Annotated in this window: 19 protein-coding genes; 6 read left to right on the top strand and 13 right to left on the bottom strand. The window is 72.6% G+C overall.

What is annotated here, in order from left to right; translation table 11 throughout:
* Positions 1-14: 14 nt before the first annotated feature.
* Positions 15-290, top strand: a complete 276-nt coding sequence (locus ABZ464_RS11505; protein WP_359274349.1) for a hypothetical protein — start codon at positions 15-17, stop codon at positions 288-290.
* 86 nt (positions 291-376) lie between these two features.
* Here ABZ464_RS11505 and ABZ464_RS11500 read toward each other — a convergent pair whose 3' ends face one another.
* From ABZ464_RS11500 to ABZ464_RS11490, 3 genes are all read right to left on the bottom strand, one after another.
* Entirely contained in the window at positions 377-1,426 is a 1,050-nt protein-coding gene (locus ABZ464_RS11500; RefSeq protein ID WP_359274346.1) for a Zn-dependent alcohol dehydrogenase, read from the bottom strand.
* Positions 1,426-2,580 (bottom strand): acyl-CoA dehydrogenase family protein, encoded by a 1,155-nt coding sequence (locus tag ABZ464_RS11495; RefSeq protein ID WP_359274343.1) that lies wholly within the window; start codon positions 2,578-2,580, stop codon positions 1,426-1,428. The genes ABZ464_RS11500 and ABZ464_RS11495 overlap by 1 nt, the downstream gene beginning before the upstream one ends.
* A gap of 128 nt (positions 2,581-2,708) precedes the next feature.
* Entirely contained in the window at positions 2,709-3,626 is a 918-nt protein-coding gene (locus ABZ464_RS11490; protein ID WP_359274340.1) for an SDR family oxidoreductase, read from the bottom strand.
* Between the two features lie 120 nt (positions 3,627-3,746).
* On the opposite strand from ABZ464_RS11490, the gene ABZ464_RS11485 reads away from it, so the two are divergent.
* A complete protein-coding gene (locus ABZ464_RS11485) occupies positions 3,747-4,673 on the top strand; it encodes a cyclase family protein (protein WP_359274337.1) in 927 nt (308 codons plus the stop codon).
* A gap of 631 nt (positions 4,674-5,304) precedes the next feature.
* On the opposite strand, the gene ABZ464_RS11480 is transcribed toward ABZ464_RS11485, so the two are convergent.
* The 4 genes from ABZ464_RS11480 to ABZ464_RS11465 all read right to left on the bottom strand — a co-directional run bounded on the left by ABZ464_RS11480 (position 5,305) and on the right by ABZ464_RS11465 (position 9,687).
* Positions 5,305-5,877: an ATP-binding protein gene (locus ABZ464_RS11480; RefSeq protein ID WP_359274390.1), complete on the bottom strand. Its 573-nt coding sequence runs from the start codon at positions 5,875-5,877 to the stop codon at positions 5,305-5,307.
* A gap of 550 nt (positions 5,878-6,427) precedes the next feature.
* Positions 6,428-7,351 carry an acyl-CoA dehydrogenase family protein gene (locus ABZ464_RS11475; protein ID WP_359274334.1) on the bottom strand — a complete coding sequence of 308 codons (924 nt, stop codon included), beginning with the start codon at positions 7,349-7,351 and terminating at the stop codon, positions 6,428-6,430.
* Positions 7,352-7,360: 9 nt separating this feature from the next.
* Positions 7,361-8,491 carry an acyl-CoA dehydrogenase family protein gene (locus ABZ464_RS11470; RefSeq protein WP_359274331.1) on the bottom strand — a complete coding sequence of 377 codons (1,131 nt, stop codon included), beginning with the start codon at positions 8,489-8,491 and terminating at the stop codon, positions 7,361-7,363.
* Positions 8,491-9,687, bottom strand: a complete 1,197-nt coding sequence (locus ABZ464_RS11465; protein ID WP_359274328.1) for an amidohydrolase family protein — start codon at positions 9,685-9,687, stop codon at positions 8,491-8,493. Before ABZ464_RS11465 ends, ABZ464_RS11470 begins: the two co-directional genes overlap by 1 nt.
* 87 nt (positions 9,688-9,774) lie before the next feature.
* Between ABZ464_RS11465 and ABZ464_RS11460 the strand changes: the two genes are divergently transcribed.
* The gene (locus ABZ464_RS11460) at positions 9,775-11,286 is read left to right on the top strand and encodes an AMP-binding protein (protein WP_359274325.1); all 1,512 of its coding nucleotides are present in this window, start codon (positions 9,775-9,777) and stop codon (positions 11,284-11,286) included.
* On the opposite strand, the gene ABZ464_RS11455 is transcribed toward ABZ464_RS11460, so the two are convergent.
* A complete protein-coding gene (locus ABZ464_RS11455) occupies positions 11,265-11,777 on the bottom strand; it encodes an EF-hand domain-containing protein (RefSeq protein ID WP_359274322.1) in 513 nt (170 codons plus the stop codon). The genes ABZ464_RS11460 and ABZ464_RS11455 overlap by 22 nt on opposite strands.
* A gap of 184 nt (positions 11,778-11,961) precedes the next feature.
* Positions 11,962-12,345 carry an STAS domain-containing protein gene (locus ABZ464_RS11450; RefSeq protein WP_359274320.1) on the bottom strand — a complete coding sequence of 128 codons (384 nt, stop codon included), beginning with the start codon at positions 12,343-12,345 and terminating at the stop codon, positions 11,962-11,964.
* A gap of 351 nt (positions 12,346-12,696) precedes the next feature.
* On the opposite strand from ABZ464_RS11450, the gene ABZ464_RS11445 reads away from it, so the two are divergent.
* Entirely contained in the window at positions 12,697-13,278 is a 582-nt protein-coding gene (locus tag ABZ464_RS11445) for a sigma-70 family RNA polymerase sigma factor (RefSeq protein WP_359274317.1), read from the top strand.
* Positions 13,275-14,705: a maleylpyruvate isomerase N-terminal domain-containing protein gene (locus tag ABZ464_RS11440; protein ID WP_359274315.1), complete on the top strand. Its 1,431-nt coding sequence runs from the start codon at positions 13,275-13,277 to the stop codon at positions 14,703-14,705. The genes ABZ464_RS11445 and ABZ464_RS11440 overlap by 4 nt, the downstream gene beginning before the upstream one ends.
* Positions 14,706-14,794: 89 nt before the next feature.
* Here ABZ464_RS11440 and purU read toward each other — a convergent pair whose 3' ends face one another.
* Entirely contained in the window at positions 14,795-15,679 is an 885-nt protein-coding gene (gene purU / locus ABZ464_RS11435) for a formyltetrahydrofolate deformylase (RefSeq protein ID WP_359274313.1), read from the bottom strand.
* Positions 15,680-15,726: 47 nt separating this feature from the next.
* The gene (locus ABZ464_RS11430) at positions 15,727-16,227 is read right to left on the bottom strand and encodes a hypothetical protein (RefSeq protein ID WP_359274311.1); all 501 of its coding nucleotides are present in this window, start codon (positions 16,225-16,227) and stop codon (positions 15,727-15,729) included.
* A 118-nt stretch (positions 16,228-16,345) separates the two neighbouring features.
* On the opposite strand from ABZ464_RS11430, the gene ABZ464_RS11425 reads away from it, so the two are divergent.
* Entirely contained in the window at positions 16,346-17,719 is a 1,374-nt protein-coding gene (locus ABZ464_RS11425) for an ABC transporter substrate-binding protein (RefSeq protein WP_359274308.1), read from the top strand.
* Positions 17,720-17,731: 12 nt separating this feature from the next.
* Here ABZ464_RS11425 and ABZ464_RS11420 read toward each other — a convergent pair whose 3' ends face one another.
* The gene (locus ABZ464_RS11420) at positions 17,732-19,525 is read right to left on the bottom strand and encodes a hypothetical protein (RefSeq protein WP_359274305.1); all 1,794 of its coding nucleotides are present in this window, start codon (positions 19,523-19,525) and stop codon (positions 17,732-17,734) included.
* A gap of 201 nt (positions 19,526-19,726) precedes the next feature.
* Positions 19,727-21,112, bottom strand: a complete 1,386-nt coding sequence (locus ABZ464_RS11415; RefSeq protein ID WP_359274302.1) for a transcriptional regulator — start codon at positions 21,110-21,112, stop codon at positions 19,727-19,729.
* Positions 21,113-21,226 lie beyond the last annotated feature (114 nt).

The raw sequence follows: 21,226 nt of genomic DNA, 5'->3' as shown, positions 1-21,226 counted from the left end.
GGAACACTGAAGGCATGTATCTCACCTTGGTCATCGTGCTCTGCGTCGTCGTGGCCCTCGCCGGCATCGTGGTGTGCGTCATCCACGAACCGCCGACGTGGGCCGTGGTCGTCGGCTTTGTGGGCGGGTTCGCCCTGGGCGCCGTGCTGTTGCGGATGCCGGCGTTCGCCGACATCGCGGCGTCCTCGGTGGGCTCCTGGAGCGTGCGGCTGGCCTCCTTCGCGGCGTTCGAGGCGCTGCTGACGCTCGCCGCGATCGCACGCGACCGCACCGAGCCGACCACTCCCTAGGCCGTGTCCGCAAAGTCCCGTCTGCCCCACGACGCCTGGTGCGCGGCCCGCCCTTCGGGCGGACGACGGGACTTTGCGGACACGACCTAGAACGTGAGCACCCCTCTCGCCACCCGTCCCGCCTCCGCGTCCGCCGCCGCCTTCTCGAAGTCCTCCACCGGGTAGGTCTGGGTGACGAGTTCGTCGAGGAGCAGTCGGCCCTCGCGGTACAGGTCGGCGTACAGGGCGATGTCCCGCTGGGGGCGCGAGGCGCCGTAGCGGCAGCCCAGGATGGACTTGTCGAGGTAGAGGGAGGAGACCAGGAAGGACGCCTCCGCGGTCGCCGGCGGCACGCCGAGCAGGATCGCCTGTCCGTGCCGGTCGAGCAGGTCGACGGCGGCCCGGATGAGCTCCACCCGTCCCACGCACTCGAAGACATGGTCCGCGCCCGTCGGCAGCACGTCCCGCACGCCTTCCGTGGACGTCAGGAAGTCGGTCGCCCCGAACCGCCGGGCCACCGCCTCCTTGGCCGGGTTGGAGTCGACGGCGACGATCCGCAGCGCGCCCGCGATCCGCGCGCCCTGGAGCACGTTGAGCCCGATCCCGCCCGTGCCGATGACGACGACGCTCTCGCCGTACCCCACCCGCGCGCGGTTGAGCACGGCGCCCACCCCGGTCAGCACCCCGCATCCGATCAGGGCGGCGGACGGCAGCGGGATGTCCTCGGGTATCCGCACCGCCTGGACGGCCTTCACGACCGTCCGCTCGGCGAAGGCGGAGTTGGAGGCGAACTGGTACACCGCCCGCCCCGCGCGCGTGAACGGCTTCTGCGGCCGTCCGATCGCCTGCCGGCACATCGTCGGCCGCCCCCGGTCGCACTCGGCGCAGGTGCCGCAGCTGGCGAGGGTGGACAGGGCCACATGGTCGCCGGGGGCGACATGGGTGACCCCGGCCCCCACGGCCTCCACCACACCCGCCCCCTCATGCCCGAGCACCACCGGCGCCGGGAAGGGGATCGTCCCGTCGACCACCGACAGGTCGCTGTGGCACAGCCCGGCCGCCGAGATCGCCACGAGCACCTCGCCGGGCCCCGGATCGCGTACGTCGAGGTCGTCGACGACCTCCGCCCGCTTCCCGTCGAACAGCACGCCTCGCATCAGACGACCCCCTTGCGCTCTCTGGGCAGGCCGAGCACGCGCTCGGCGATGATCGTGCGCTGGATCTGGTCCGAGCCGCCGTAGATCGTGTCGGCCCGGGAGAACAGGAACAGGTGCTGCGCGTCGTCCAGTTCGTACGGCGCCGCGGGCGTCCAGTCGGACGGGCCCGCGCTCGCGGACGCGCCCCGCACCCCCACCGCGGCCTCCCCGAGCCGCTGATGCCAGCCCGCCCACAGCAGCTTGGCAACGCTGGGCGCCCCCGGCCCGCCCGATCCGCCCAGGGTCCGCAGCGCGTTCCACCGCATGGTCCGCAGCTCGGCCCACAGCCGCACCAGCCGTTCGCGTACGACGGGATCGTCGGCGGCGCCCGTCGCCACGGCCGTACGGACCACGCGCCCCAGTTCCTCGGCGAACCCGATCTGCTGGGCGAGCGTCGACACCCCGCGCTCGAACCCGAGGAGACTCATGGCGACCCGCCAGCCGCCCCCCACGGCCCCCACGACATGCTCCGCACGCGCCTGTGCCCCGTCGAAGAAGACCTCGTTGAACTCGCTGGTGCCGGTCAGCTGCCGGATGGGCCGCACCTCGATCCGGCCCGGCTGGTCCATGGGCACGAGGAGGAAGGACAGCCCGTGGTGACGGGTGGAGTCGGGGTCGGTGCGGGCGAGCACGAAACACCAGTCGGCCTCGTGCGCGAGGGAGGTCCAGATCTTCTGCCCGGTGATGCGGTACGTCCGCCCGCCCTCGTCGGCCTCCGCCCGCGTCCGCACCCCGGCGAGGTCGGACCCGGCACCGGGCTCGCTGTACCCCTGGCACCAGAGCTCGACCCCGGCGGCGACGGGCGGCAGGAACCGGGCCTTCTGCTCGGCGGTGCCATGGGCGAGGAGGGTGGGCGCGAGCAGGTTCTCCCCGATGTGCCCGGACCGGGGCGGGGCGCCCGACCGCGCGTACTCCTCGGCCCAGGCGACCTGCCGAGTCAGACCGGCGGTCCGGTTGCCGTACCCCCCCTCCCCCCACCCCAGCCCGATCCACCCGGCAGCCCCGAGTGTGCGTTCCCAACCACGCCGGTCCGAAGCCCCCGGCACATGCTCACCGAGCCAGGCACGAGCTTCGAGGCGAAACTCGTCATCCGCCGGATCAAACCCGAAATCCACGTCCACCTCCCTGAGATACGCCACCAGCAACTCCGGCAGGGGCGCGGGGCTGTATCGATATGCGGCTCCGCCGCGGGGCGCGACCAGCCACAGGCGACCCGCACCCGCCGAACGACTCGGCCCCCGAGTCATTGGGCGTTCGGCCGGCTCCCTTCGGCCGCGGCCCGCCGCATCTCCTCCAGCCGCTCCAGCATCGGCATCGGATCCACCCCCACCGACCCCGGCAGCACCTCCGCGATCCGCGACGCCGTCCAGGAACCCCCCTCGGCATACGCGGCGCGCAGCTCCCGCGGCTGTGCCCACACAGCGATCTTCGCACCGGCGACCGTGTAGACCTGCCCGGTTATCCCCAGCTCCCGCGAGCGGTCCGACAAAAGGAAAATCACCATCGCGGCGACATCCTCCGGCTCCCCGATCTCCGCGAGCTCCATCGGCACCCCGGCCGACATCCGCGTCCGCGCGACCGGCGCGACCGCGTTGGCGGTCACCCCGTACTTGTGCAGGCCCAGCGCGGCGCTGCGCACCAGGGAGATGATCCCGCCCTTCGCGGCGCTGTAGTTGGCCTGCGAGACGGACCCCTGGTGGTTGCCGCTGGTGAAGCCGATGAGCGTGCCGGACCCCTGCCGGCGCATGACCGCGGAGGCCGCCCGGAAGACCGTGAAGGTGCCCTTGAGATGGGTGGCGACGACCGGGTCCCACTCCTCCTCGGACATGTTGAACAGCATCCGCTCGCGCAGGATCCCGGCGACGCAGACGACCCCGTCGAGCCGCCCGTACGCCTCCAGGGCGGTGTCCACGACCCGCTGTCCGCCCGCCATCGTGGAGATGTCGTCGGCGACCGCGACGGCCTGACCGCCCGCCGCCTCGATCTCCTTGACGACGGCGTCGGCGACCTCGCTCGTGGGCGACGCGCCGTCCACGCCCACCCCGTAGTCGTTGACGACGACCCGGGCGCCCTCGGCCGCAGCCGCGAGCGCCACCGCCCGTCCGATGCCCCGTCCCGCCCCGGTGACGGCGACGACCTTGCCGGCCAAGAAGTTCCCCACGCCCGGCCCCTTCCCGCGTTTTCTGACGGACGGTTAGATGCTTCCGAAGAACGTATCTGACGGACCGTTAGATTTTATGTCCCGCCGGACGGGCGAGGACAAGCCCCGGGGAGGCACCGGATGGCACTGCCGGAGGAGTTCCACGACATCGCCAAGCGCGTCAACAACTGGGGGCGCTGGGGGGCCGCCGACGAGATCGGCACGCTCAACCTGATCACCGACGAGGTGGTGCGCGGCGCGGCCGCCGAGATCCGCTCGGGGCGCCGGGTGCCGCTCGCCCTCCCCCTGCGCGAGGACGGGGTGCAGACCGGGATGATCCCGGGGCGGGTCAACCCGATGCACACCATGGTGCAGATCAATCAGGAGATCTTCGGCCCCGGCACGGTCGCGTGCAGCGACGACGCCGTGACCATGGGCCTGCAGGCGGCCACGCACTGGGACGCGCTGACCCATGTCTCGCACTCGGGGAAGATCTACAACGGCCGTCCGGCGTCCGGCATCACCGCGCACGCGGGCGCCGAGTTCAGCGGGATCGACAAGGCGCGGCACATCGTCTCGCGCGGGGTGCTCCTGGACGTGGCACGCGCGCGTGGCGTCGACCGACTGGCGGGCGGGCACCCGGTGACCCCGGAGGACCTGGAGGCGGCGGAGGAGCTGGCGGGTACGCGTGTGCGTGCCGGCGACATCGTGCTCGTACGGACCGGGCAGGTCCAGCTCTATCTGTCCGGTGACAAGCACGCGTACGCGTTCCCGTCGCCGGGGCTGTCGGTGCGGACGCCGGAGTGGTTCCACGCGCGCGATGTGGCGGCCGTCGCCAACGACACCATGACGTTCGAGATCTTCCCGCCGGAGATCGAGGACCTGTGGCTGCCGGTGCACGCCCTCGATCTGGTGGAGATGGGCATGCTGCAGGGCCAGAACTGGAATCTCGAAGAGTTGTCCACAGCCTGTGGACAAGAGCGCCGGTATGCGTTCCTGCTGTCGGCGATGCCGGAGCCGTTCGTCGGCGGCACGGGAACTCCGGTGGCCCCCGTGGCCGTCCTCTGACGTCCGACGACAGACGTCCGATGGCGGCGCGCCGCTGCCCGCCCCGAGCACGGCACCGCGCGCCGCCATCCGACTCGGCGTACCCTCCCCGGCTCCCCCTCCGGCCCTGAGGAACTCGACGCCGAATCACGATCCGCACTCGGCGAGGGCCCGTGTCACCGAAACCCTCGTCGTCCCCTCGCGGCGAATCGCTGACCACAAGCGTGATCAAACGGACACGCCGCGTCAACACCTGGATGGAGATTTGTTACTTACGCCCTATTTGCAACGGGCGCGCACGGAAGCACATCCGGGCGCACCGAGGCCGCGCCAGCTGAGGACGACAGCGCTTTCTGCGCCCCTGCACCGCAGACCGCCGCCCTTTCACGGGGATGCGCCCGTCGACCGACCCGCCGATCCGACCGCCTCCGCCGGGGCACTGCCCCATCGGCGGCCCCGTCGCGGCCCCACCACGGCCCCGTCTCGGCCCCACCGCGGCCCCACCGCGGTCCCACCGCGGTCCCGTCGCGGTCCCGTCGCGGCCCCACCGCGGTCCCGTCGCGGCACCGTCGCGGTCCCACCGCGGCCCCACCACGGTCCCGTCGCGGCCCCATCGCGGCCCCATCGCGGCCCCATCGCAGCACCGCGGACCTCACACCGCCTCGAACGCGCGCCCCTCGTAGGCGGGTTCCGGGCGGACCGGCGGCTTCGGGTACACGGGTGCCTTCGGGTACACCGGCTCCGGGTAGGCGGCGGCCTGCCGACCGGCCGTCAGGGCCCCGCGCTCGCCCTCGTTCTCGCCGCCCACCGCACCCTCGGCGGGCCGCTCACAGCGGTCCAGCTCGCACCAGATGCGCTTGCCGCCGCCCTCCACGCTCCAGCCCCAGCGGTCCGCGAGACAGTCGACGAGGGCCAGGCCCCGGCCGCCGGTGGCCTCGTCGCCCACGCAACGGGGCACGGGGGCACGGTCGCTGGTGTCCGCCACCTCCAGCCGGACGGTCGCCGCCCCGTCCGCCACGCCCGGTCCGCCGCCCGGCAGGGCCAGCCGCACCACGGCCGGTCGGCCGGTGTGCACCACGGCGTTGGTGACCAGTTCGGAGACGAGCAGGATCAACGTCTCGGCGAGCGGTTCGTCGTCCCCTATGCCGCACCCGGCCAGGCGCGACCGGGCCCACCTCCGGGCGCGCCCCACTTCTGCGGGGTCGGGCCGGATCTCCAGCTGCACTTGAAGCACCTGCACCGCTCACACCATCCGAACCGGCGGACACATGGCCGTGCGCCACGCGAGCCACGCTTGTCGCGTGGGCACCATGACGACGGGGGCCACGATCGTAGCCATTTTCTGCATGGCCAGAACAACAGCCAGAGGCAGCGTGACGGAACGTGAATCCCTTACGAGACAGCTTGGTTGACGTACAGTCACCTCAACAAGCGCTTCGGGCATATTCCAGCGCGAAGGAGTACCCGTGCGGCATACTGTGCGACGCCCGCGCCGGGGAGTCGAACAGGCGGGGACCTCGGGCCCGTCCGCCCTGCGAGCAGCGGCGTGCACCGCCGGTTTCGGCACCGCCCCAGGGGCACCACCGGCATGGCTCGTGCTCGGAACCACTCGCATCCCACAGAAGGTACCGGAGGGGCCGGTCGACTCCGGGCCGTGACGGGTCACGCATCGGACACAACCCGGTATCAACGCTCCGTGAAACCGGTGTGCCACAATCCGCGACACCCGTACGGCAGTCCGAGCCGCGCTCATGCCATCGGCGCAGGCAGCGGCGCTACCGGCCCGCTTCGGTCAGCAGTTCCCGCGCGAGCAGTTCCTCACTCTCCGTGCCGCCCCCCGCACGCCGGGTGCGCACCCAGGCGCGTTTCAGCAGCAGATGGACGTCCGCCTCCCAGGTGAACCCCATGCCGCCGTACACCTGGAGACAGTCCCGCGCACCGCGTACGGCGGCCTCGTCGGCGAGGAGCCGGGCCGCCGCGATGTCGGCCGGATCGGCGGTGACGGCGGCCGCGTAGACCGCCGCACGGGCCACCTCGGCCCGTACCAGCAGCTCCGCGCAGAGATGCTTGACGGCCTGGAAGGCGCCGATCGGCCGACCGAACTGCTCGCGTGTCCGCGCGTGTTGCACGGCCAGCTCGCACGCGCGCGTGGCCGTGCCGAGCTGCTCCGCGGCGGTGAGGAGGACGGCGACGGGTTCGGCGACCGGTTCGGCGACGGGATCGGCGACCGGCTCAGGTGCCGTGCCCGCCGAGCCCCTCGGCACCCGGTGCAAGGGTGTCAGCGGATCCACCGACCGCAGCGCCACGGCCCGCGAGGCGTCCCCGACCACGACGTCGGCCTCGTCCAGCCACTCCACCAGCCCGCCGCCGTCCACGGCCGTCACCACGGTCTCCCCCTCCGCCGCTCCGGGCACCCGGCCCGCCGCGAGGTGGGTGGCGACCAGGGGGCCCGGCAGGAGTGCCCGGCCGGCCTCCTCGAAGGCCAACACCGCCTCGGGCAGCGCGAGTCCGACCCCGCCCTCCGCCTCCGGCAGCCGCAACGCGAAGAAGCCGGCCGCGCCCAGCTCCCGCCACAGCGCCCGGTCGAGCGCGGGCCGCTCCACGGCCGCCCGCAGCGCGTCCCGGTCGAAACGCCGGGCGAGCAGGTCCCGTACCCCTTGTCTCAACGCCCGCTGGTCGTCGGTCAGTCGGAAACGCACGGAGAGGTCTCACCGCCCTTTCGGCAGCCCGAGGATCCGTTCGGCCACGATGTTGCGCTGGATCTGCGAGGTGCCGGCCGCGATGGTGTACGACAGCGAGGAGAGGCGGTCGAGCACCCAGGGCCGGTCGAGATCGAGGGCCGCGTCGCCCAGGACGTCGGCCGCGGCGTCGTACAGCTCCTGACGGGCCTGCGAGTACCTCAGTTTGAAAACCGAACCCCCGACGCCGGGCACCCCGCCCGCCGAGGCCTCGCTCACGTTCCACTGGGTCAGCCGCCACAGCGCCCGGAACTCGGCCTCCAGGAGGGCGAGCCGGCGCCGCAGGACGGGGTCGTCCCAGCGGCCGTTGGCGCGGGCCTCGCGGGCCAGTTCGCCGAGCACGCGCCGGCAGGCGACGACCTCGCCGACGAACGCGGTGCCGCGTTCGAAGGACAGCGTGACCATGGTGACCCGCCAGCCGTCGTTCTCGTCGCCGACCCGATGGGCGACGGGCACCCGCACCTCGTCGAGGAACACCTCGGCGAACTCGGCGGACCCGGCGAGCGTCCGCAGCGGCCGTACGGTGATCCCGGGGGCGTCCATGGGCATCGCCAGCCAGGTGATGCCGCGGTGTTTCGCCGCGGTGGGGTCGGTCCGCACCAGCAGTTCGCACCAGTCGGCGACTTCGGCGTGGGAGGTCCAGATCTTGGACCCGCTCACCACGTAGTCGTCGCCGTCGCGCCACGCGCGCGTGCGCAGCGCCGCGAGGTCGGAACCGGCGTCCGGTTCGCTGAAGCCCTGGCACCAGACCTCCTCGCCGCGCAGGATCGGCTCCAGCCAGCGCGCGCGCTGGGCGTCCGTGCCCTCCGCGGCGATCGTGGGCCCCGCGTGCAGCAGTCCGACGAAGTTGGCCCCCACATAGGGCGCGCCGGCCCGTTCGGTCTCCTCCAGGAAGATCAGCCGGGTGGTCGGGGCGGCGTCCCAGTGCACGTGCGCGTACCCGGCGTCGTACAGCGTCCGCTGCCAGCCGAGGTCGTAGGCGCGGCGGCCCGGCCAGTCGTCGGGGGACGGCTTCGGCGGGAGCGCGGGCAGCGCCTTGCCGAGCCACTCCCGCAGCCGGGCGCGGAAGTCCTCCTCCTCGGGCGTGTACGACAGGTCCATCACTTGTCGAAGTCCAGGTCCAGCATGCGGATCGCGTTGCCGCGCATCAGCTTGTAGACCGTCTCGTCGTCGAGGCCCTCGACGTGGTCGAGGGCGACCTCCTTGGTGTGCGGGAAGGTGGAGTCCACGTGCGGGTAGTCGGTCTCGAAGGTGGCGTTGTCGCGGCCGACCACGTCCAGGGAGGCCACCCCGTGCTTGTCGCGGAAGAAGCAGCAGTAGATCTGCCGGTAGTAGTACGTGGACGGCGGCTCGGGGATCAGGTCCCTGACACCGCCCCAGGCCCGGTGCTCCTCCCAGACGTCGTCGGCGCGCTCCAGGGCGTACGGGATCCAGCCCATCTGGCCCTCCGAGTAGGCCAGTTTCAGCGCCGGGAACTTCACCAGGACCCCGCTGAACAGGTAGTCCATCATCGAGGCCATGGCGTTGTTGAAGGACAGGGAGGCCTGGACGGCGGGGGGTGCGTCGGGGGAGGCGGCCGGCATCTGCGAGGACGAGCCGATGTGCATGTTGACGACCGTCCCGGTCTCCTCGCACACGGCGAAGAACGGGTCCCAGTAGCCGGAGTGGATGGACGGCAGCCCCAGGTGGGTGGGGATCTCGGAGAAGGTGACCGCGCGCACCCCGCGGGCGGCGTTGCGCCGGATCTCCGCGACCGCGAGGTCGATGTCCCACAGGGGGATCAGGCACAGCGGGATGAGGCGGCCGCCGCTGTCGCCGCACCACTCCTCGACCATCCAGTCGTTGTAGGCACGCACGCACGCGTGCGCGACCTCCTTGTCGTGCGCCTCGGCGAAGGTCTGGCCGCAGAAGCGCGGGAAGGACGGGAAGCACAGGGACGCCTCGACGTGGTTGAGGTCCATGTCCTCGAGCCGGGCCTTCGGGTCCCAGCAGCCGCGCCGCATCTCCTCGCGGGTGATGCCCTCCAGGGTCATCTCGTCCCGGTCGAAGCCGACGGCGGCGATGTTGCGCTTGTACGGGAACTTCAGGTCCTCGTAGATCCACCAGTCGGTGGGCTGGCCGTCCGGGTCCATGGTGATCTGGTACTTCCCGGCCACGTACGCGAGTTCGCCGATGCCCGCGGTGAGCGGCTGCGGCCCGCGCTCGCGGTATTTGGCCGGGAGCCAGGTCGCGAAGAGGTGCGCGGGCTCGATGACATGGTCGTCGACGCTGACGATGCGGGGCAGTTCGTTCGCCATGGGTCCCCTCCGCCGGACGGATTCTTATCTGATGGTCCGTCAGATAGCATGGCACCTGACGGGTCGTCAGCCAAGCAGGGGGCATACGTGAACGAGACCCCGCACTCCTTGAGTTCCTCCCGCACGCTGTGGGAACTGGTGGACCGCCGCGCGAGCCTCACCCCCGACCGGCCGGTGTTCCTCCAGGAGGACCGCACGCTGACCTTCGACGAGCTACGCGCGCGTGCCGAACGGACCGCGGCCGGGCTGTACGGCATGGGGGTGCGCCCCGGCACGGTCGTCGCCTGGCAGCTGCCCACCCGCATCGAGACGGCCGTGCTGTCCTTCGCGCTGGCCCGCCTGGGCGCCGTGCAGAGCCCCGTCATCCCGTTCTACCGGGACCGCGAGGTCGGCTTCGCGCTCAGGGAGTCACGGGCGGAGTTCTTCGCCGTACCGGGCGTCTGGCGCGGTTTCGACCACGGCGAGATGGCGCTGCGGCTCGGCGCGAAGGGCGTGTTCGACGCCTACGACGACCTGCCCGAGGGCGATCCGGCCGTGCTGCCCCCGCCGCCCTCCGACGGCACCTCGGTCCGCTGGATCTACTGGACCTCCGGGACGACCTCCGACCCCAAGGGCGTCCTGCACACCGACCGCTCCCTCCTCGCGGGCGGCTCGTGCCTCGCCCACGCGCTGGAACTGACCGCCGACGACGTCGGCTCGATGGCCTTCCCGTACGCGCACATCGCCGGGCCCGACTACACGGTCATGCTCCTGCTGTACGGCTTCCCGGCGGTGATGTTCGAGCAGTTCGCGCTGCCGGACGCGCTCGCCGAGTACCGCCGGCACGGGGTGACGGTGGCGGGCGGGTCGACGGCGTTCTACTCGATGTTCCTGGCCGAGCAGCGCAAGCAGCCGGGCGTCCCGGTGATCCCCTCGCTGCGGCTGCTCGCCGGGGGCGGGGCGCCGAAGCCGCCCGAGGTGTACCACGCCGTCGTCCGGGAGATGGGCGTGCAGCTCACCCACGGCTACGGCATGACCGAGGTGCCGATGATCACCATGGGGGCGCCGGACGACACCGTCGAGAACCTCGCCACGACCGAGGGACGGCCGCCGGAGGGGATGGAGATACGGATCGCCGAGGGCGGCGAGGTACGGCTGCGCGGGGAGGCCGTGTGCCGCGGCTACCTGGACCCGGCGCAGACGGCGGAGGCCTTCGACGAGGACGGGTTCCTGCGCACCGGGGACCTCGGGCGGCTGACCGGGAGCGGGCATCTGGTGCTCACCGGTCGGCTGAAGGACGTCATCATCCGCAAGGGCGAGAACATCTCCGCCAAGGAGATCGAGGACCTGCTGGCCGCCCGCCCGGACGTCGGGGACGTGGCGGTGATCGGGCTGCCGGACGCCGAGCGCGGGGAGCGGGTGTGCGCGGTGGTGGAGCGGGCGGCGGGGGCGGCGGATCCGACGCTGGGCGAGCTGACGTCGTATCTGCGCGCGGCGGGACTGTCCGTGCACAAGCTGCCGGAGCAGCTGGAGGTGGTGGACGCCCTGCCGCGCAACGACACGCTCCGCAAGGTCCTGAAGTACAAGCTGCGCGAGCGCTACTCGGAGACGGTGAAGTAGCGGGCGAGCGCGGGGACGATGTCCGGCTCGCCGACCCTGCCGTCGCCGTCGCTGTCGAGGGCGGCGGCGACCGTGCGAACGAGGTCCTCGCGGACGCCCAGGACGCGCAGCACGCGCGCGGTGTCCTCGACCGTGGCCAGGCCGTCGGCGTCGGCGTCCGCGATGTCCAGGGCGGCGTGCAGGAAGGGGCGGGCGATCTCGGCGAAGCGGCCGGGGTTGTCGTGCAGCCGCTTGACCGCGCCGCCCACGAACTCGTCCCGGGTGATGCGCTGGTCGCCGTCCCGGTCCGCGATGCCCGCCATGCCCTGCCAGAAGGCCTCAGCGCCCGCGTACAGCGCCTGGCCCTTGTCGGAGCGGGCCGCGGTGCCGAACTCGGCGAGCAGCGCCTTGGCGGCCGCGCCGAAGTCCTCGCGGTCGATGTAGCCGTTGCCGTCCTGGTCGAAGGTGGCGAACCGGTCCGCGATCCTACGTTCGTACTCGCTGCTGACCATCTGTCCTCCGACCGCCTGACGTCCTCGCGTGGGAATCGTTCCGGCAGGGAGCGTACGACGCCGGCGGCGCCGCGGCAGCGGAAGCGCCGGGACTGTGCCCGGACCGGGGGGATTTCGGTACACCCTTGTCGCAGAGCAGGGCATGTTCGTCTACGCCACGTACGCCGACGGCTCTTACGCCGTCCTACGCCGACAGCGGTTCCGGGCCGTCCTCGGTCACGGCTTCCGTGAGGTCGCCGTAGACGTCGAAGAGGCGCCGGACGCCGAGCGCGCCCAGGACGCGGTTGACGTGGGAGTCCTCCGCGGCCCCGCGCGCGGGCAGGATCAGCCGCAGCCGTCCCCGGCAGGAACGGATGAGTCTGCGCGCCGCGATGAGCACGCCGACCCCGCTGGAGTCGCAGAAGTACACCTCGGAGAGATCCAGGACGAGACGGTGGCGTCCCTCGGCCACCTCGTCGTGCACCCGCTGCCGCAGCACCGGTGACGTCACCAGGTCCAGCTCGCCCGACACATGGAGCACGGCCCAACCGCCCCGCTCGCCGCCGGTCACATTGAAGGCCACCACCACGCCTTTCCCTCGCCGTAAACGGAAGCCGTCCCTACGCTTCCTTGCAGCGCGGCTGCCCAGCGGCGTTGCCCCGAAACACCTGGCGAAAAACAGGCCCGCGACGGAAGAGGCTTGATTCCGTCGCATCCAGTCCTGTTCGATCCACACCAGTCTCACATCAGTCAGAAACAGAACACACTCGATCCGGATTGGTCAGGATGAGTCTGGGTAGGCGCGGCCTCATACCATCGCCCGGCCGATCAGGGGCGCACATTGAAACAAAGGGGCGTGCGTTCTCGTACGTGCCGACTACATTCGAGGTGACGGTGGACGCAGGCTGGGCCGAGGCACGGGCACAGGTGAGGGGGCCGCATGGCGAAGAAGGACGCACCGCCCCGCTGGGACCGCAAGATGCAGCAGCGACTCGCGCGCGGTGAGGCGGCCGCCCTCGGTGAGCTCTACGACCGGTTCGCTTCGCTCGTGCACGGCCTCGCCCACCGTGTGCTCGGAGACGAACACGCGGCCGACCGCGTCACCCGCGAGGTCTTCGTCCACGTCTGGCAGCACCCCGACGCCTACGACCCCCAGCAGGGCCCCCTGCGCACCTGGATAGCCGCGCTGACCCACCGGCTCGCCGTGCAGCGGCTGCGCGCCACCGAGACCGCCGCGCTGGCCGAGGGCGGCCCCGGCACCACCGAGGACCTGGAGCGGAAGGTGCGGCACGCCTCGGTCGCCGCCCGCGCCGACTACATCGTCCAGGCCATGCCCGCCCCGCTGCGCGCCGCCCTGGAACTGGCCTACTTCCAGCGCCGCGACTACCGCCAGACCGCGGCCGACCTCGGCGTCACCGAGGACGAGGCCCGCCGCCGGCTCCGCCTCGGCCTGCAACTGCTGTCCACCGCCCACGACTCCCCCGCCGCCGGAACCCCACCCGAATACGGGGGTGCGGCGTGAGCGAGGCGGACGGCTACGAGGGCTACGACGGCGAGAACGGCGACGGCAAGAACGGCCGGGACGACGGAAACAGCCGGGACGGCAAGGACGGCAAGGACGGCTGCGAAGGCTACGACGGCTCCATGGACGACCACACCGCGAGCGGCGGCGAAGCGAACGGCGACGAAGCGAACGGCGACGAGGCGAGCGGCGGGGACGGCGTTCGCCGTGCGCCCCGTATCCCGCTCCCCCGTGCCTCCGTCGAGGACACCGGGCTGCCGCTGCCCGCGCTGGAGGCGCTCGCCGTCGTGGAACCGCTCCGGCTGGAACACCCCGTGCTGAAGGCCCTGCTGGGCGCATGGGCGCTGGCGGCCTGCTCGGCCGAGGAGACGGCGGCCGTCGAGGACCACCTCGGCGACTGCGGCGCCTGCGCGGACGAGGCCCGGCGGCTGCGCGAGGCGGTCGGTCTGCTCCAGCGCCCCGAGAGCCTCGACCTCGACCCCGGCCTGCGCACCCGCGTCCTGGAGTCCTGCCTCGACCGCCGCCCGCCGCGCATCCCGGTACCGCCGTGGGCGACCTCGTACGACGCCGAGACCGCGCGACTGGACGCCCTGCTCCAGGACTTCGGCGACGCCGAGTGGCACGCGCCCGTACGGCTGCGCTGGTTCCGCGGCGACGGGGAGACCACCCGGCGCACCACCGTCGCCGGGGTCATCGCCCATCTCCTCGCCGTGGACGGCCTGGTCGCGGTGGCCCTCGGTCTGGAGGACCCGCTCGGCCCCGCCGACGACCACAAGGAGACCGACGGCGTCCGCGGCCCCGCCGAGCGCACCGAGGCGTTCTGGGAGGCCTCGCACTTCCCGCCCACCCGCTCGGTGCGTGGCCCCTGGCGCGAACAGAGCCACGCGCTCGTGCGCACGGTGTCGTTCACCGGCAGCGGCCCGGGCACCCTGCCGATCTCCTACGGCGACTTCGAGCTGCCCCTGCGGGACGCGATGCTCGACCGGGCGTTCGAGTGCTGGGTGCACGCCGAGGACATCGCGGAGGCGGTCGACTATCCGTACGCGCCGCCCGCGCCCCGCCATCTCCACGGCATGATCGACCTGGCCGCGCGGATGCTGCCGACGGCGCTCGCCGCGCGCCGGCGCGCGGGGCTGGCCGCGCCCGCGTCGAGCGCCCGCCATCTGGTGAGCGCGGGCAGCCCCGGTCGCAGTCTGCGGCTGGAGATCGAGGGCGACGGCGGAGGCCAGTGGCTGATCCCCCTGGACTCCCCCGCGGCGGTGGGCTCCGCCGACTACGAGGTGGCGCACGTGGCGCTGGACGACGTGGAGTTCTGCCGGCTGGCGGCGGGTCATGTACCGCCGGAGGAGGCTGCGGCGGGGCAGGTGGGGGATCGGGGGGCGATCAGGGATGTGCTGTTCGCTGCGGCGTCGCTGAGCCGGATGTAGGGGTGGTTACGGTGCGTCGGCGACTGCGGGTGCTCTGTGGCTGGTCGCACGCACCCGCACCCGCCCACGAGACGGAACCCCCCGAACCCCTAGGCGAACACCACCGTCCGGTGCCCGTTGAGCAGAATCCTTCGCTCCGCGTGCCACTTCACGGCCCGCGCCAGCGCCTGGCACTCCACGTCCCGGCCGACCGCGACCAGCTGGTCGGGGGTGGCGTCGTGGCCCACCCGCTCGACCTCCTGCTCGATGATCGGCCCCTCGTCGAGATCGGCGGTGACATAGTGCGCCGTCGCCCCGATCAGCTTCACGCCCCGCGTGTGCGCCTGGTGGTACGGCTTCGCGCCCTTGAAGCTCGGCAGGAAGGAGTGGTGGATGTTGATGATCCGGCCGCTGAGCTGCTTGCACAGGTCGTCGGAGAGCACCTGCATGTACCGGGCGAGCACCACCAGCTCGACGTCCTGCTCGCGCACGATCTCGAGCAGCTTCGCCTCGGCCTCCGCCTTCGTCTCCCTCGTCACCGGGATGTGGTGGAAGGGGATGTCGTACGAGCCCACCAGCTCGGTGAAGTCGGTGTGGTTGGACACCACCGCCGCGATCTCCACCGGCAGCGCGCCGATCCGGGCGCGGAACAGCAGGTCGTTCAGGCAGTGGCCGAACTTGCTGACCAGCAGGACGATGCGCATCTTCTCGTCGGCCCGGTTGATCTGCCAGTCCATGTGGAAGGAGTCGCCGATCGCCGCGAAGCTCGCGCGCAGCTTGTCCACGGTCTGCGGCGACTCGGCCGAGAAGTGGACCCGCATGAAGAACAGTCCCGTGTCGTGGTCGCCGAACTGCTGGCTGTCCTCGATGTTGCAACCGGTCATGAACAGGTAGCTCGACACGGCGTGCACGATGCCCTGCTTGTCCGGGCAGGAGAGGGTGAGGACGTACTGGTCGGCGGGGGTCGCCGCGGTTCGGGCGGACTGCTCACTCATGCAGCACAGGGTCTCACGTCCACCCCGGCACGGAGTATGGCCGTCCGCTACGCGGACCTCGTCATGATCCGCAGTACTTCCAGCGTGCGCGGCGGCGCGTCCGGGTCCTCGCCGTCGGCCACCGCCAGGCGGATGTGCGCGTCGCGTGCCGCCTGGACCGCCTCGGGCCAGCCGGGGTGGGAGACATAGGTGGAGACGGGCGCGTCCGGGCCGACCTGGTGCATGATCCGCAGGACGCGCAGCACGGCGGTGTCGACGAGGGCCGCCTCCTGCGGGTCGCGGAAGATCGTGCCGACGTACTTCTCGGCGGACCAGTTGTCGAGCCAGGTGTCCTCGACCAGACGGTAGACGGCGTCGGTGACGTCGCCGTAGCCGTCCGTGCCGGCCAGCCAGACGTTCTGCTGGAACACCGGGTCGGAGAGCATGTGCAGCGCGGAGCGCACATTGCTGCGCCAGCGCCACCACGGCATGTCGTTGAGTGGCATGCCGCCCATGGTGGAGGAGCGACGGCCGCGACGGGAAGTGTTCTCCGAACCTTGCACGGTCATCGATCGTACGTTTTCCCGTCCCCGGGTCCTCACGGACCCCTGTAATTCACCCTCGCGTCACCCGTCGTTGACCGTGGGTCACTCCGAGGTTAGTGATGTGACGGAATCGTGCGTGTTCATGACCGGCAGGCGACGCACCTTCTCGCGAAGTACCTTCCTCCCCAGGTTCCTCCGCAGTACCGGCAACGTCAGAGCGGCCGCCCTCGCGGCGGGCGCACTGGCCGCCGTTGCGTCGCTGACCGCCGGATGCGGTGTCGTCCCCGGAGTCACGGGGGGTTCCGGGGACGACGCGATCGTCGTGATGACGTGGGCGCCCGTGGGGACGGCCGCCACGAACAAGCCCGGCATGCCCGCCTTCGCCCGCGCCTACGCCCGCTGGATCAACGCCAAGGGCGGCATCGACGGCCACAAGCTCACCGTGCTGACCTGCAACGACCACAACGACGCGGTGTCCGCGGCGGCCTGCGCCCGGCGCGCGGTCAAGGAGAAGGCGGTCGCCGTCGTCGGCTCCTACAGCCAGCACTCCGACGCGTTCTTCCCGCATCTGGAGGGCGCCGGCATCCCCTACATAGGCGGCTACGGCGTCACGACCTCCGAGTTCACCAGCCCGCTGTCCTATCCCGTCAACGGCGGCCAGCCCGCGCTGCTCGCCGGTCTCGGCAAGGTGCTGGCCGGTTCCTGCTCCGGGCCCGTCTCGCTCGTACGCCCCGACACCATCGCGGGCGACACCCTGCCGCCGATGCTCGACGCCGGTCTGAAGGCGGGCGGGCACGACAAGGCCGAGGACCAGCGGGCGGCGGAGGACGCCACCGAGTACTCGGCGCAGGCCGAGAAGGCCCTGCGGGCGGCCACCGGCGGCTCGGCCGGCGGCGGCACGGCCGGCACGGCGGGCAGCGGCACGGCGTCCGGTGGCGGCAAGGGCTGTGTGGTGCCCGCGCTGGGCGACCGCAACGGCACCTTCATGGACTCCTTCCGCCGCAGCCGCGAGGACTATCCCGCGGTGAACACCGGAAGCGTGCTGGGCAGCGTCGACCAGACCGTGATCGACGCCAGCGGCGGCGGCTCCGGGCCGTACGAGGGGGCGTACGTCACCGGCTGGTACCCGGTGGAGAGCGACAAGCGGTGGGCCGGGATGAAGAAGGTGATCAGCGAGTCCGCCTTCTCCGACACCAGCATCGACCCCTCCGACACCGGGGTGCAGACCACCTGGATCGCCTACAACGTGCTCCGGCAGGCCGTGGAGTCGCTGGGCGACGGCGAGGTGAGCGCCGACACCGTCCGCGGCGCCCTCAACAGCGGCCGGGAGTTCACCACCGGCGGACTCACCCCGACCCTGCGCTGGAAGTTCACCAGCCGGCTCGCCGCCGTCGGCTTCCCCCGGCTGTCCAACGCCGAGGTGACCGTGCAGCAGGTGCGCAAGGGCGTGCTGGTGGCCGCGCAGAAGGACTTCGTCGACGTCACGGGCACCATGGAGAACGCGGACGTCGGCTGAGGCCCGCCCGGCTCACAGCTGGGTGGGCTGGCGCTGCGTCAGGCCGTACTTCTGGGCGATCCCGTTCCACAGCCGGGCGGCCTGGTTCTTCTGGGCGCTCGCGGTGCCGCTCTCCCGGTTGCCCTGCTGGGTGGCGGCCGTGGTGCGGGCCCCGCCCTTCTTGCAGGCCTTGCGCTTGTCGCCGGCGACCTCGTCGGCCCAGTCCGCGTAGTGGTTGTCGGCGGCCGCCGACGCCTGCCAGGCCTTGGTGAGGGCGCCGGTCAGCGCGGCGTGGTCGGGCAGCTGGTCGACGTCGAGCGCGGCCAGCTTGGTGACCAGCTCGGTGCGCTGGCCGGCGGCGGCCCGCAGGTCCGAGGCGGCCTGGCCGAGGTTGTTGCACGCCTTCACGTTCGCCACCGCGGCGATCACACTGGCCCGGCTGCTGCCGCTGTCCGCGAGCAGCTTGTCCAGGGCGGTCGCCTGCTGCTCGGCCGCGTCGCCGGAGGGGTCCGACGAGGCGCTCGCGGAGGCGGACGCGGCGACGGTCGTGCTGCCGTCGCCCTTGTCGTCGTCGCCGCCCCCGCCGCCGAGCAGCGCGCCCGCGCCGATGCCGACGACGGCGATCGCGACACCGACCGCCGCGAACAGCGGGAGCCGCGAGCCGGTACGGCCGCCGCGGCCCCGCTCGTCCCCGTGGTCGTCGGGGCGCACGGGCGGCACATAGGTGGGCTGGGGGGCGCGCGCAGCGGGCGCCCCGCCGTAGCCGTGCGGGCCGCCGCCGTAGCCGGGGGTCTCCGGCTCGGTGATGCGCGGCAGCTGCTGGGTGGCCCCGGCCGGGGCGCCGTGGCCACCCGGTCCGTCGCGGAAGAGGTTCTCGAACCCGGCGGGCGGCTGCGCGCCCCCGGCGGCCGCCGGATGGCCCTGGGCGGGCACGGGCGGTATGTACTGCGTGGCCTCGGCGTCGGAGTGCGCGGCGCCCGCCATCGGGCCCGCGCCGTGCCCGCCGGTGCCCAGGAAGTGCGTCGACTCGGCGGGGCTCTCGGGCGGCAGCGCGCCCGGCCGGACCGGCGGGATGTACTGCGTCGCGCCCTCGTCGCCGCCCGGCACGGGCCCGGCGGCGGGGATGGGCGGCAGCATCTGCGTACGGCCGTCGTCGACCGGCCCCGCGGGGACCGGCGGTATGTACTGGGTGGCCCCGTCAGCGCCGGCGGCCCCAGCAGCACCATTGAGGATCGGCGGCATCGGCGCCCCGGGCCCGCCCTGGGGGTACGTCGGCGGCGCGGCCGACACCTGCGGGTTCTGGCCGTAGGCGTAGGCGGAGTGGTCCTGCGGGCTCGGGTCGTACGACGGCTGCGGCGCCACCGGGGCGCTCTGGTCGTACGACGGCTGCGGCGCCACCGGGGGGGCGCTCTGGTCGTACGACGGCTGCGGCGCCGCCGGCGCGTTCTGGCCGTACGTGTGCGCCGGCGCGCCCTCGGGCGGGAGCGGGCCCGCGCCCCACGCGTCGGGCTGCGCGGCGCCCCACTGCTGGGGCTGCTGGTCCACGGGCAGCGGCCAGCCCTGCTCCGGCTGCCCGGCCGGGGCCTGCTGGTCGGGGCCCCACGGCTGGCCCCAGGTCTGACCGCCGGTCGGCGGCTGCGCGGGCTGCTGCTGCCCGTACGGCTGAGCCCCGTACGGACCGGGCTGCCCGCCCTGGTGCCGGCCCGGCTGCGGTCCGCTGGTGGCCGTCAGCCCCGGGATGAGGGGCTCACCACCGTCGGAGGGCAGCACGATGCCTTCGCGCGCGGGCCGCGCCGAGGGCTCCTCGCCCTGTCCACTCTGCGTCACCGGGACTCCTACGAATGGGGGACTTTCGGAATCGTCGGCTCACGCTACCGGGTCCCCGGAACCCCGTGCCACGCAGCTCAGGACGTGATCTGCCTCCCAGTGACGTCCGTAACAGATCCGGAGCGCCGTGCGCTGTGTCCGCCGCTTCCTGTACGGGGCCTGTCCGTTTCCCGTACGTTCACGCAACGGCGCCCCGTCCGTTCACGCCGCGACCTGCAGCTCCAGGCGCGCCCCGAACTCCCGTACCACCGGCTCCTCCCGGTACGGCTCCAGCCGCTGCTGGAGGTCCTCCAGATACTCCGCGCCCCGGTTGGAGCGCAGGGTCTCCAGGAGTTCCACCGCCTTCAGACCGGTGCTGCACGCCTGCTCGACCTCGCGCTGCTGCACCTGCGCGGTGGCGAGGAGGACGTACCCGATGGCCCGGCGGCGCGCCCGGCTCTCCGGATGCCCGGCCAGCGACTGCTCGGCGCACCGCACCGCCGCCTCCGCCTGGCCCAGGTCGCGGTGGCAGTGCGCCAACTCGTCGGCCAGATAGGCCTCGTCGAAGTGCGCGATCCACGCCGGGTCGTCGCCCGCGGACGGATCGGCCTCCTCCAGCGCCGACACCGCCCGCCCCGAGGCGAGCTGCGCGGACCGGATGTCGCCCATCAGCGCGTGGCCCCGGGCCTCCGCCGCGTGGAACATCGCCTCCGCGCGCGGAGTGACCCGCCCCCGCGCCCCTTCCTGGGCCGCGCGCGCCAACTGGGCGATCTCGCGCGGGTTTCCGAGCTGGGCGGCGAGATGGCTCATGGACGCGGCGAGGACGTACCCGCCGTAGCCGCGGTCGCCCGCCGCCTGCGCCAGCCGCAGGGCCTGGATGTAGTACCGCTGGGCCAGGCCCGGTTGGCCGGTGTCGACGGCCATGTATCCGGCGAGCTCGGTCAACCGGGCGACGGCGGCGAAGAGTTCACGGCCCACCGCCTCCCGGTAGGAGCCGGCCAGCAGGCCCGAGACGACACTGTTGAGGTAGTGCACGACCACCGGGCGGACGTGCCCGCTGCCGTACTGGTGGTCCAGGTCGACCAGGGCCTGGGTCATCGCCTTCACGGCCGCCACGTCGGACAGGCCCACCCGCGGTCCCGCCGACCGCGCCACCTGGGCGTCGGCCGACGAGATCAGCCAGTCGCGGCTGGGCTCGACCAGCGCCGAGGCGGCGACGGAGGAACCGGAGAGGAAGTCGCGCCGGCCCACGTCGCTGCGCCACAGCTCGCAGACCTGCTCGATGGCCCCCAGCACCGTCGGCGAGAACTGGAGACCCACGCCCGAGGCGAGGTTCTTGCCGTTGGCCATGCCGATCTCGTCGATCGTGACCGTACGGCCGAGCTTGCGGCCCAGGGCCTCGGCGATGATCGCCGGGGCGCGCCCGCGCGGCTGCTGTCCGCGCAGCCAGCGGGCCACGGACGTCTTGTCGTAGCGCAGGTCGAGACCGTGCTCGGCACCGCACATGTTGACCCGGCGGGCGAGCCCGGCGTTCGAGCACCCCGCCTCCTGGATGAGCGCCTGCAGCCGTTCGTTCGGCTGCCGCGCGACGAGAGGCCTTGCGGCCATTGGCACTACCCCCTGTGGAGTTCCGCACCGAAAAGTTCCGGCCGAGAAGATCAATGCCCCACGGACACAGCGAAAATGCGAGGCATGTGCTGATTGCACGAGAATTGCCGGGAT

Source organism: Streptomyces sp. NPDC005820, assembly GCF_040630255.1.
GTDB lineage: Bacteria > Actinomycetota > Actinomycetes > Streptomycetales > Streptomycetaceae > Streptomyces.
The sequence above is the reverse complement of the archived record's forward strand: the minus strand, read 5'-3'. Positions and strand labels throughout refer to the sequence as shown.